We start from the raw sequence: 12288 nt of genomic DNA, 5'->3' as shown, positions 1-12288 counted from the left end.
ATAATAAAATCATTTACAATGCGCTATGTTGCGCTTTGTTTCAGTTTAGTAAAATAAAGACTGCTACTTAATGACAGCAAGTATATCGGACTCTTTCATCACGATAAGCTTCTCATTATTATGTTCTATTTCTGTACCAGCCCATTGGCGATAGAACACTTTATCACCAGCTTTCACAGTTAAAGTTACGCGTTCGCCACTTGAATTGCGTGAACCTTCACCAATTGCTATAACTTCACCTTTAGTAGGTTTCTTTTCAGCACTTGATGGAAGCACAATTCCACCTTGCTTTTCTTCGCTAATAGGCTTGATCAGCACGCTATCATCTAATACATTTAAACTTATACTTGACATTTGTTTTTCCTCATCAACAAATTAACTTATGAGTTTATATATATATACTCGTAAGTTAGATTTCAAGGGCTGGAGCTTGTAAAATATGCACGCCATTATAAAATATGCACGCCAAAAGCAGTTTCTAAAAGAGCCTAATGTTATATAATAAAATTTAGATTTATTTATAGAGATTTCATGAGTTATATACCATTTTTAAGTCGTGGTGTGATAGTGCTATATGGGCCTGACACTAGAGATTTTCTGCAGGGTATTATAACCAATGATATTAATAAGTTGGATAGCCAAAAAGCCATTTACTCTTTATTGCTTAGCCCTCAGGGAAAATATCTATATGATTTTTTTCTTATTGAATATGGTAAATACACCCTCTTGGAGTGCGAAAACATGCACTTGCAGCAAATAATCGAGAAACTAGATTTACTTAAAACTTATTTGAGGGTAAAGATTAAAGACGTTAGTGCACTATATAAGGTTGGGGTTTTGTTTAATACTAAGTTGGCGGAGTGTAGTAGTAAGTCACAAGTTATTTTTCAAGATCCAAGGCACAAGCTGCTAGGAATGAGGATCATACATAAAGATGAAATGAAAGAGCCGGTTGGGGATTTTACTCAGTATGAAAAAGTCAGAATTCAAAATCTCGTTCCAGATGGAGCGAAAGATATGGTGCAGAATTCATCGTTTCCGCTGCAATTTTTAATCGATAAAGTAAACGGTATAAGCTTTAATAAGGGGTGTTATATAGGTCAGGAAGTTGTAAATCGAATGAGCAGACAAGAAATATTCAGAAGAAAACTTTACCTTGTTGAGGGGGATAACGCACTTCCAGATATTGGCACTAAAGTGACAAATGAAAACAATGAGGAAATAGGGGAACTGCGCTCTAGTGTAGACAACATTGGATTTGCATTGCTTAATACTGGAAAGAGCCATGCAAATTTATATGCTGGTGGGGTCAAGTGCGTTAAGACGTTGAAGTCTTAAGGTAGCCCATATAGAAACGAAAAACTTGCTTGACAAACTCCGCCAGCCCCCTTATCATGGTATTGAAGGTATTCAGTTATCTTCATCTGTGCAGATTAAACAGCAAGAAAACAACGTAGTTGGCGTCTTATTTTTAATTTTTTGCACTATGTGCACCTTATGTCTTCACAACATTTCTGGGTTTTTACCTATATAAGCTGAAACGCGCTTATAAGTCGTTTAAGACAGTATAGTACGCCAATTTGCAGGATTAGAGAGTGACAACTAGCTAACACGGGGTTTCTTTTGCCTTTTTTTCTGCTTAGTAAATTTCTTAAACATTTGCAGCGTAGGTTAGTTGCATTCAAAAGCAGCTAAATTGCAGTGTTTAAGACTTAAAAACGCCAATACTGAAAATAGACAATGACTAGGGTTTCTTTTGCCTTTTTTTTTATTTGGTAAATTTTTTAATGTTTATGGCTAAACGACAACCGTCATCCCGCTGCTTGTTAGCGGGATCTCTTGTTAGCGCCGCGGCGGTATGACGGTTCGTGGCGGCGTGACGATAAGCTCGTCATCCCACTGCTTGTTAGCGGGATCTAGAGATACCGCGAATGAATCGCGGTATGACGGTTCGCGGCGGTATGACGGTTCGCAGTGGCATGACGATAAGCTCGTCATCCCGCTACTTGTTAGCGGCTAAGAGATACCGCGAATGAATCGCGGTATGACGGTTAAGTAGGGTGTCATCCCAGTGTCACGCACTGGGATGACATTATAGGAGCACTGGGATGACACCCTCTTGGATGGAAATCAGTGTCAGATAATTTCATGACACCAGTTGTTGTAAACTCACTTTTTCTCGATTTTTTGGTTTATCTTGTCTACCTATTTTGCCACTCTGCTGAACAGATACACTCAACTTATGGTCAATACATCTTCTATTAAAAATTGTACAAATTCATTGCCATTCCAGTAATTCATAGAGATTTTACCCAAAATAGCTTTAACATTACCCTGCATGATAGCAGAGCCAAGATGAGTATTTGCAGAACGAAATGCAATAGCTCTTACCATAACATTATCATCAGCAATAAAACATTTTATATGGTCAACTCCTATAACTTCAGGCTTTCTTATCTTTGCTCCTTGGATAATAAACCTTGGTTCAGGATTTCCAACTCCAAATGGTCCCAAGCGTTGCAGTTGGTTCCACAGAGATAAGTTTATTGCTTTAGCAGTTACTATACTATCAGCTTTTAAAGTTTTCTCATTTATAGAGTTTGAAAATCTTTCAGTAAAAAAATCATGCAAATCATTTATTTTGTCTTCTTTAATTGAAAATCCTGCCGCCATACTATGGCCACCACCTTCAATAATCAAATTTATAAACTTTGCGGAAAGGACTGCAGCACCGATATCAACTCCCAAAATTGATCTACAGCTTGCTTTTCCTATTCCATTATTTAAAGATATCACTACTGTTGGCAAGTGAAACTGCTCCTTTAGCCTTGATGCAATTATACCAATTATTCCCTGGTGCCAATTGCCACTTATCATTATAAAATTCGCACCTGATTGGGCAGACTTTTCCGCTTGTGCTGTAGCTTCCAAGAGAGCCTCATTTTCTAACACTTTTCTTGCATTATTCAAATCTATTAATTTTAGCGCGATTGAATGTGCCTCTTCATCATCATCGGTGGAAAGCAACCTTGCACCAAGCGATGCTTCTCCAATTCTTCCTCCAGCATTTATGCATGGCCCAATACTAAACCCTAATCGAGAAACACTTGGTTTTTCAAGGATTCCCAAAGCATCAAATAAAACACGCAAGCCAACGTTTTTTCTTGTTGACATAACTTTTAATCCTTGTGAGACAAGTGCTCTATTGAGGCCTGTGATCTGCATAACATCACAGACAGTTCCCAGGGCAACCAAATCCAACAGATCAAATAAATCTGGTTCTTTTTTGTTGGTAAAAAATCCTTGCTCACGTAGGCTTTTATTAAGAGCAACAATTAGCAGAAATGACACTCCAACTGCTGCTAGGTTATTATAAGGAGAGCTCTCATCAAGGCGGTTTGTATTCACAACTGCTACGGCGCTTGGTAATTTTTCCGTACCAAGGTGATGGTCAACAACTATAATATCAAGACCAAAAGCCTTTGCATCTTCTATTGGTTGATATGCAAGCGTACCACAATCAACGGAAATACATAAATCAATTCCATTCTTTTTAAGTTGTAATAAAGCATCTGTGTTTAATCCATAACCCTCATCAACACGATCTGGAATGTAGATTATAGAGTGTATATCGATTGCTCTCAGGTACCTGTTAATCAATGCTGACGACGTTGCACCATCAACATCATAGTCACCAAATATTGCAAGGTTTTCATCATTTTTTATTGCCCGTATTATACGAGAAACAGCTTTATCCATATCAAGAAGGTGAAAGGGATCTGGTAATAGCGATCTGATTAGTGGATATAAGAAGTCGCTTGCATTTTCTATGTTAACACCACGAGTAACCAATATTCTTGCTAATATTTCTGGTAACTCAAATCTCTGTGTAAGAGTTAAGATTTGCCTTTGATCTGCTTCTTGCAACTTCCACAATGCATTTGTTATGCTGCGCTTTTCAATTTCAAGTAGCATATTCTTTCTTTGTAAATAAAACTACTTTACCAGAATTTTTAAGCTTGTTCTATAATTGTATTAGACTTCTGCATAACCTAAACTAAGTAGAAAAAAGGTATCATCTAAGTAGCTGACACTGGTCTCCATCCAAGAGGGCAGTAGCCCCTTCGGTGTCATTCCAGCGCGTGACCAGGTCTTTTTAGCTATCATAGGATGACAGAAGCAGACACTCCACTTTGTCGTTCCAGTGCCTCCTTTTTTTGTCATTCCAGTGCCTTGACTATTTGGATCCAGGAAAAAGAATGGTGTCATCCCAGTGCCCCTATGATGTCATCCAAGTAGCCTCCCTCTCCTGTCATCCCAGTGCTCCTTTTTTTGTCATCCGAGTAGCTGACACTGGGATCCAGGAATTTTATTAAGTTGGTAAGCATAAAAGTGTTATGTAAAATACAACGTTCTTGATGGGATTGAGTGAAATGCTGGATCCCAGTGTCTGGGCACTGGGATGACAGGAGAGGGAGGCTACTTGGATGACATCATAGGGGCACTGGGATGACATCATCCTTTTTTTGGGGTTCCAGCGTCACGCGCTACCTTCCGTATAAATATTAAAAAATTTACCAAATGAAAAAAAAGGCAAAAGAAGCCCCGTGGTTGGCTAATTACTTACATTATACTTTCAAGTATGGCGTTTTTTTATTCTAAACGCTTAATAACCGCGATTTAGTTGCTTTTAAGCCGCAACTAATCTAAATTATAAACATTAAGAAATTTACTAAACAGAAAAAAAGGCAAAAGAAACCCTAGGGTAGCTAGTTATTCACTATCCATTTTTTAAATCGGCGTTTTTTGATGTTTTAAATGCTTTATAAGCGCATTTCAGCTTATATTAGGTAAAAACTTAGAAATTTTATAAAGACATAAGGTGCACATAGTGCAAAAAATTAAACATGGGACGCCAGATACGTGAGTTTTTTTGTCATTTAATCTGTACAGAGAAGATAAATAAATAGCTTCAGTTTCATGATAAGGGGGCTGGCGGAGTTTGTCAAGGAAGTTTTTTTTGTTTCTATGGGTCAGTTGGTACGCGCTTTGCCTTTTAACAGATGTAAAAGCACAATTATTACGAACAACATTCCACCAACAACTGATATAGCGCCACCTATAATGAAGCACGTGCGTGCTAACATTGACGAAATACTTGGCAGATCTGCAACCTTCCTTAAAGCACCATATCCACCAAGCCACACAAGGCCAGTGATATGGAGAAAATGCCCTATACTGTAGGCATAAATCTGTAATCTTACCATGGAACTTTTTATCTCTTTAAAGTTTAATTTAGGTAACATCCAGTAGACAAAATTCATAAAAGCTATAGTGATACCAACTACAGAACCGTGATAATGAGCAGGAATCGTGACATTACCTTCAATAGTCAACACTCCGAGCACATCTCCATAAGTGAACAACAAAAATGAATGTAATAAATAGTTGCTTTTATCATTAATAAAAGTTCTGATGTTGTAGCACACTAATATTATCAAAAAGCACGGCAAAACTGCTCCAGCAATCCTCATATGCCAAGTAAAAAACTGTATTAACTTGGCACTATCAACTGGATAAACAAAATATACAAACGGTGCGCCTACAGCTAAAATCGTGTTTATAAATAGTGGTAAAATAGTAATTTTATTGTTTGAAGCTAAACTAATATCATTGGAACTTAGCATTATTAAATAGACTAAAAACATTCCTTGAGTAAAAGCAAACTGCAATAAATGTCCGCCTCCCCAAAAGAGATATTCGTAAAATAAATTATTATCTGAGTGATATAGACCTGGAGGCATATTATTATATGCTAAAACAAAGCAAAGAAATGACGATACAAGTATAATAACTAGCCCAATTTGCCCAACAGAGAGAAATGAAACCTCTTTTTTTGATGTGTATGCTAGCATTGTATTTACTAATATACTGGCAATAAATAAACTGAGTCCAAGTAAAAATAATTTGTTTTGTAATACGGGAATATAGTTACTTTTGATAACTTCAGTGTTTGGAACGAATGCGGATATAAACATGAGCAGCATCGAAAGGGTTGATAGAACCCATGAAAAGTTAAACCAACTATTGGTATTTTGTAGGTTTATGATAAAGAGCAGAGATATTATAGAGCACATCCACACTAAAATTGACAAGTTCACGTGTATTACCAGCGCATTATCAAAAATATATTGTGCAGAAGGAACAAGAGAGGAGATAAAAGGCAATCGTAGAAAAATAACAATTATTGACAGTAACCCAGAGCAAGCAAGAGCACATACTGCCAAGAACATCCATTTTCTACAGAGCGGAGCGTTGTCTTGTATATTAAGCACAATCTTTTTTCTCAATTTTGTTCAATACAATATATAACACTGCAATAATACCTAAAACATAGCAATAGTATACGTGTGGCACGACTGCCAAAGGTGAAACTCCAGCAATAGTGCTAGCCAAAAGCAATTGAGCGCCATACGGTATTAATCCTTGAAATACACAAGAAAATATGCCTAGCCATGCTGCACTATAGTGAGGCGGTATTTCATATTTCTTAGCAATATCTCTAGCAATTTCACCACTAAAAATTATAGCGATGGTGTTATTTGCAAGTAAAATATCAAATATGCTGACTATTTTTGCAATAAATAATTGCGCAGTTTTTTGTCCACCACGTTGTATCATAACCCAAGATGAAAGTTTATCTGCAAGCTCCTTAGAATTTTTACCTACCAGTCCTGAAAGCCCGCCAACCATCAATGACAGTAGCATAATTTCATGCATACTCATAAACCCTTTGGTGATGTTTTGGCTTAAAAACAATAAACCATGATTGTTGTTATTTATAAATCCAATGATTCCAGCAAAAGTTATGCTTAAAACCAATGCCGTAAATACATTTATTCCAAAGTTTGCAAGCAATATAAGTATTATGTAAGGAGTCACAAGCAATAAAGAATACTCCTTAACTGAAATAGCAGCACTATTGCTTGAGCTATAAAATAATATAATTATTGTGAATATAGAAGCAATTAGTGCCACTTTTGCATTCAGTTTTAATTTTTTCTTTATATCAGCCTTTTGAGACATCACAGATGCAATTGTAGTATCAGAGATAATAGATAAATTGTCGCCAAACATTGCTCCTCCTACAACGGTTGCAACTCCTAAGGAAGGAGAAATCCCAGCTTGTGTCAGTTCAACTGCAATAGGAGCAATTGTTGCAATGGTGCCCATTGATGTACCAATAGCAGTGGAGATGAAAGCTGCTACAAAAAATAATCCTATGAGTAAAAATTGTGTTGGTATAAATGAAAGAGCCAAATTAACTGTGGCATCAGCACTACCGATTGCTTTAGTTACTTCACTGAATGCACCTGCAAGTAAGAAAATGATACACATAGTGATAATATTACGATCTCTTACCCCATCTAGAAAGGCATACATTTTTTCTTCAGTATTGCCCTTGTATAAAACCCAACCCAGAGCTATGGCAGGAACAATGGCTACCAGTGGAGATAACTGATAAAAAGCATTTGACACGCCAAGAATAGTAAAATATATACCACTTCCTACAAAAAGAAATAGGAACAGTAAAATAGGCAAAAAATTTGTAAGATAAAACATACCTCTACTCCAGCTCTGATAAACGCAAATCAACTATGATATGATTTATATTATTATAAACCACAGTTAGCACCTTGACCAAGGTTTTTCTAGAAAGCAATCTACCAGAAAAGGTTTCCATGAAAAGGACTATTATAATATATCATCTACTTGAATAAAACTGGGAGATAGAATAAGTAAAAAATATGAATGACATAACAACAAAGCAAGTCATATCCTTATGGAATGCACAAGCTGGTAGATTCTTGCCGGATAAAAGAGAAATGGAGATTGATAATATTTTCTTAATCTAATGCTTCAATGTTTCCGATATAGGAAAAGTATCATCTTTATTTTCTATAGAGGAAGGCACACTATTTTGATTATCATCACCATTAATTGGAGTAGTAGGGTGCATTAAAGCAACTTTCATAACTTCATCAATATTCTTAGCAAAAACTACGTTGATCCCTTCTTTGATGCTTGCCGGAATTTCTTGCATATCTTTCTCATTTTCACTTGGTATAATCACAGTTTTGATTGATCCTCTGAGCGCTGCAAGCAATTTTTCTCTCAAGCCCCCGATAGCTAAAACTCTACCACGCAATGTCACTTCGCCTGTCATAGCAACATTTTTGTTAACTGGTATATTTGTCATAAGAGAAACAATAGACGTACATACCGCGCCGCCAGCAGAAGGGCCATCTTTTGGTACAGCACCCTCAGGTACATGCAAATGTATATCATTATTTTGGAATTTTTCGGGCTTTATACCAAAAAACAAACAATTTGATCGAATATAACTATACGCAGCTTTTATAGATTCTTGCATAACCTCTCCAAGCTTTCCTGTGTATTTTATTTCTCCCTTGCCCGGAATTAGGACTGATTCTATCATCAAAATATCACCACCTGTTTCAGTATAGGCGAGCCCAGTTACTATTCCTACTAAACTCTCATTTTCCGCAATGCCAAAGGTATATTTACGTACCCCTAAATAATCTTGTAAATTGTCAACCCCTACGGATATTTTCTTATTTTTATCAGTCAATATTTCTTTAACTGCCTTTCTCATGAGCTTTGCAAGCTCCCTTTCCATACTCCGCACACCACTTTCACGTGTATATAAACGTATCAACTCGTATAACGCCTCATTAGTTATGTCCCATTCCTTCTGATACAAACCATGCTCCTTCTTTAACTTCGGAATAAGGTGGTGTGTAGCAATACTGATTTTTTCATCTTCAGTATACCCGGACAATTGTATAATTTCCATCCTATCACGCAAAGGATGTGGTAAATTTAAGCTGTTTGCCGTAGCTACAAACATTACACTTGAAAGATCAAACTCAACTTCCAAGTAATGATCCGTAAAGTGTTTATTGTGCTCAGTATCTAAAACCTCAAGTAATGCAGACGCAGGATCGCCACGCGAATCAGAACCCATCTTATCTATTTCATCAAGCAGAAAAAGCGGGTTGCATGAATTAGCTTTTTTCATGTGTTGAATGATTTTACCAGGCATTGAGCCAATATAAGTTTTCCTATGCCCTCGTATCTCAGACTCATCACGCACACCACCAAGAGCTATGCGAACAAAATCTCTTCCTACTGCTCCTGCCATAGACTTAGCTAAAGAAGTTTTACCAACACCTGGCGGTCCAACTAAGCAAAGTATAGGACCTTTTATCTCTTTTACTCTTTTTAATACCGCTAAAAATTCTATTATTCTATCTTTTACTTTCTCTATGCCATAATGATTTTCATCTAAGATTTTCTTAGCTGCATTTAAGTTAATTTTTGCATCTTTGTACTTTCCCCATGGCAACTCAAGCAACCAATGCAAGTAACTAGATATAACTGTAGCTTCAGGAGAAATGGGATTCATTTTCTTGTATCTCTTCAAATCAGTTATAGCTTTCTCTCTTGCTTCCTGAGAAAGCTTTGTTTCATTTATCTTTTTTTCAAATTCATTGAGTATATTCCCTTCATCACCATTCTCAAATTCGCCTAATTCTTTCTGTATAGCTTTCAATTGCTCGTTAAGGTAGTAAACTTTCTGAGTGCTTTCAACTTGCGATTTAATTGTCTTATATAAACGGTTTTGTGCGTTCAAAATACTCATTTCTCTCTCAATAAAAGCAAAAGCTTTTTTTAAACGCTCTTCTGGGTCATAAGCCTCAAGTATACTTTGTTTATCTGATACTTTTATATTTAAATGTGAAGCTACCGTGTCTACAAGTTGATCAACTTCTTTGATTTGATCAATGGAGTTAATGGCAACCTCGGGTTGATTTTTCTTGTTTAGCTTACACCAGCTATCGAACGCGTCTACAACAGACCGCCTTAAAGCTTCTAAATCAATATTGTCTTCATCTTCTTTATAATAATTGTCTAACTCTACCCTGGCTTGTAATAAAGTATGAGAGCTAATATATTCTACAACTCTTCCCCTTCTTATCCCCCGGATTATAACTTTTACTGCATTGTCAGGTAATTTTATTAACGGTTGTACAATGCTTGCTAACACACCTACTTCATAAAGATCTTCAGGCTCTGGATTATCAACAGAGCCATCTTTCTGTGCTACAAGAAAAATCTCATTTTGGTGATTACTACTACTTATTGCATACTCTAGTGCATTAACAGATTTTTCTCTGCCTATGAATAAAGGCACCATTATATTTGGAAAAATTACTACATCTCTTAAAGGTAATACTGGCAATGCAGTAAAACTAGAGCTTACAGCACGTTCAATGTTCATAATATATGCCTCAAATTAATCATTAACCGTTATAACATTGCCATTGTTATTATGATTAACCGTTGCTTTTCCTAATTCTACCATTTTCTTAGTGATTACTATAGTGCTACCTTCAAAGCCTCCGTTTCCAGATGTATACATAATGTCAAGCAAAAGTGACTCCAAGATAGCACGTAACATTCTTGCACCTGTTTTGTAGCTTATAGCCTTTTTAGCAATAGCTGATATTGCTTCATCTGAAAACTCAAGGTTTACTTTGCTAAACGCAAGCAATGCTTTGTACTGTTTTATTAGTGCATTCCTTGGCTCTGTCAACACATGTATTAAATCTTCATGATCCAGCTCATCTAAAACAGCAGTTATTGGAACCCGCCCTACAAATTCGGGTATTAAACCGAATTTGATTAAATCTTCAGGTTGAACATCATGTAAAGCATTCTTTTTCTTTTGCTCTTTAGACTGACTTATATCTGCTCCAAAGCCAACTGACGTTCCCTTTTTTCTCGCTTCAATAATTTTATCGAGGCCTTCAAAAGCTCCTCCACAAATAAACAGTATGTTACTAGTATCCACTTGTATAAACTCTTGTTGTGGGTGTTTTCGCCCTCCTTGTGGCGGAACATAAGCAACTGTACCCTCCATAATCTTAAGCAGAGCTTGCTGGACCCCTTCACCTGAAACGTCACGGGTTATTGAAGTGCTTTCAGATTTTCTTGTAATTTTGTCTATTTCATCTATAAACACTATACCACGCTGTGCTTTTACAACGTCATAATTTGCAGCTTGTAATAAACGCGACAACACGCTTTCTACATCATCACCCACATAACCTGCCTCAGTTAAAGTTGTCGCATCAGCCATAGCAAATGGCACATCTGAAACTTTAGCAAGTGTTTTGGCTAGCAAAGTCTTACCAGAACCAGTGGGACCAATAAGCATTATATTTGACTTCTCGATTTCAATATCACTTATAGCATGAAATTGTACCATGGATTGACAATGGTTATACATAGCTACAGATAAAACGTGTTGCGCGTGTTCTTGACCTACAACATGCTTGCTGAGAAAGTTTTTTATATCCTCAGGTTTCTTTAGTAATAGCTTCATATCAGATATACGATCTGAATTAAAAGATCTATCTTTCTTTTGACTTATTGCTTTATGGGATAATTCTATGCACTCATTACAAATAAACACCTTTAAACCATCCGAAGAGTTAGTAATCAATTTATCTACTTCATCTTGCGCCTTGTTGCAAAAAGAACAGTAGTGTAAATCATTATTGTTATCCATTAACCCACCTTTTGTTTAACTTTAATATTTTCAATTTCAATATCTGTACGCTCAGCTATCACCCTGTCAATTAAGCCAATTTTCCTTGCTTCTTCAGGATCCATGAATTTATCTCTTTCCATCATTCCTTCAATTTTCTTCAGTGAATTTCCAGTATGTTTTTCATAAATTTGATTTAGTTTTTTCTTAACCCGCAAAATTTCATTAGCATGTATTTCTATATCAGTTGCTTGACCATGATAACCACCAGATGGCTGATGTATCATAATTCTTGAATGAGGTAGAGAGTAGCGCTTACCTTTTGTACCAGCTGCAAGCAATAAAGAACCCATAGACGCAGCTTGACCTATACATAAAGTTGAAACGTCTGGGTTTATATACTGCATTGTATCGTAGATCGACAAACCAGCAGTTACAACACCACCTGGTGAGTTGATGTACATACAAATGTCTTTATCGGGATTTTCCGATTCTAAAAATAAAAGCTGTGCTACTATTACACTGGCCATATTGTCTTCAATAGGACCTGTTACAAAAATTATTCTTTCTTTCACTAGTCTTGAATATATGTCATAAGCGCGCTCACCGCGACTAGTTTGTTCAACTACAATTGGTATAAGAGTCATACC

The 12288-nt window shown here is 36.5% G+C and carries 10 protein-coding genes; 1 reads left to right on the top strand and 9 read right to left on the bottom strand.

Annotated features, from left to right (window positions below; genetic code table 11):
- Positions 1-63: 63 nt before the first annotated feature.
- Positions 64-345 carry a co-chaperone GroES gene (locus ACQH2O_RS05415; RefSeq protein ID WP_173862895.1) on the bottom strand — a complete coding sequence of 94 codons (282 nt, stop codon included), beginning with the start codon at positions 343-345 and terminating at the stop codon, positions 64-66.
- 186 nt (positions 346-531) lie between these two features.
- On the opposite strand from ACQH2O_RS05415, the gene ACQH2O_RS05410 reads away from it, so the two are divergent.
- A complete protein-coding gene (locus ACQH2O_RS05410) occupies positions 532-1338 on the top strand; it encodes a YgfZ/GcvT domain-containing protein (RefSeq protein WP_010962504.1) in 807 nt (268 codons plus the stop codon).
- 897 nt (positions 1339-2235) lie between these two features.
- Here the strand turns inward: ACQH2O_RS05410 and recJ are convergent.
- From recJ to clpP, 8 genes are all read right to left on the bottom strand, one after another.
- Complete coding sequence (gene recJ / locus ACQH2O_RS05405) at positions 2236-3975, bottom strand: single-stranded-DNA-specific exonuclease RecJ (protein ID WP_425385122.1); 1740 nt, start codon at positions 3973-3975, stop codon at positions 2236-2238.
- A 60-nt stretch (positions 3976-4035) separates the two neighbouring features.
- Positions 4036-4269, bottom strand: a complete 234-nt coding sequence (locus ACQH2O_RS05400) for a hypothetical protein (protein ID WP_010962507.1) — start codon at positions 4267-4269, stop codon at positions 4036-4038.
- On the bottom strand, positions 4266-4388 hold the full coding sequence (locus tag ACQH2O_RS05395) for a hypothetical protein (protein WP_264374369.1): 123 nt from the start codon (positions 4386-4388) through the stop codon (positions 4266-4268). Before ACQH2O_RS05395 ends, ACQH2O_RS05400 begins: the two co-directional genes overlap by 4 nt.
- 645 nt (positions 4389-5033) lie before the next feature.
- Positions 5034-6293, bottom strand: coding sequence for a cbb3-type cytochrome c oxidase subunit I (locus tag ACQH2O_RS05390; RefSeq protein ID WP_010962509.1), 1260 nt, complete (start codon positions 6291-6293; stop codon positions 5034-5036).
- A gap of 34 nt (positions 6294-6327) precedes the next feature.
- Positions 6328-7623: a Na+/H+ antiporter NhaC family protein gene (locus ACQH2O_RS05385; protein ID WP_010962510.1), complete on the bottom strand. Its 1296-nt coding sequence runs from the start codon at positions 7621-7623 to the stop codon at positions 6328-6330.
- Positions 7624-7912: 289 nt separating this feature from the next.
- A complete protein-coding gene (gene lon / locus ACQH2O_RS05380) occupies positions 7913-10366 on the bottom strand; it encodes an endopeptidase La (RefSeq protein WP_425385121.1) in 2454 nt (817 codons plus the stop codon).
- Between the two features lie 15 nt (positions 10367-10381).
- Positions 10382-11659 (bottom strand): ATP-dependent Clp protease ATP-binding subunit ClpX, encoded by a 1278-nt coding sequence (clpX, locus tag ACQH2O_RS05375; RefSeq protein ID WP_006279985.1) that lies wholly within the window; start codon positions 11657-11659, stop codon positions 10382-10384.
- The gene (clpP, locus tag ACQH2O_RS05370; protein ID WP_006280254.1) at positions 11659-12285 is read right to left on the bottom strand and encodes an ATP-dependent Clp endopeptidase proteolytic subunit ClpP; all 627 of its coding nucleotides are present in this window, start codon (positions 12283-12285) and stop codon (positions 11659-11661) included. Before clpP ends, clpX begins: the two co-directional genes overlap by 1 nt.
- Positions 12286-12288: the final 3 nt, after the last annotated feature.

Source organism: Wolbachia endosymbiont (group B) of Schoenobius gigantella, from assembly GCF_964031005.1.
In the GTDB taxonomy this organism is placed as follows: Bacteria; Pseudomonadota; Alphaproteobacteria; order Rickettsiales; family Anaplasmataceae; genus Wolbachia; species Wolbachia pipientis.
Note: the sequence above shows the minus strand (reverse complement) of the source record. Positions and strands in the feature narration are given on the sequence as shown.

Excerpts from the sequence above, each read along its gene's own strand:
- lon (WP_425385121.1), bottom strand. The coding sequence starts at position 10,366 with ATGAACATTGAACGTGCTGTAAGCTCTAGTTTTACTGCATTGCCAGTA.
- ACQH2O_RS05400 (WP_010962507.1), bottom strand. The coding sequence starts at position 4,269 with ATGACACCATTCTTTTTCCTGGATCCAAATAGTCAAGGCACTGGAATG.
- clpX (WP_006279985.1), bottom strand. The coding sequence starts at position 11,659 with ATGGATAACAATAATGATTTACACTACTGTTCTTTTTGCAACAAGGCG.
- clpP (WP_006280254.1), bottom strand. The coding sequence starts at position 12,285 with ATGACTCTTATACCAATTGTAGTTGAACAAACTAGTCGCGGTGAGCGC.
- ACQH2O_RS05410 (WP_010962504.1), top strand. The coding sequence starts at position 532 with ATGAGTTATATACCATTTTTAAGTCGTGGTGTGATAGTGCTATATGGG.
- ACQH2O_RS05385 (WP_010962510.1), bottom strand. The coding sequence starts at position 7,623 with ATGTTTTATCTTACAAATTTTTTGCCTATTTTACTGTTCCTATTTCTT.
- ACQH2O_RS05395 (WP_264374369.1), bottom strand. The coding sequence starts at position 4,388 with ATGCTTACCAACTTAATAAAATTCCTGGATCCCAGTGTCAGCTACTCG.
- ACQH2O_RS05390 (WP_010962509.1), bottom strand. The coding sequence starts at position 6,293 with ATGTTCTTGGCAGTATGTGCTCTTGCTTGCTCTGGGTTACTGTCAATA.
- recJ (WP_425385122.1), bottom strand. The coding sequence starts at position 3,975 with ATGCTACTTGAAATTGAAAAGCGCAGCATAACAAATGCATTGTGGAAG.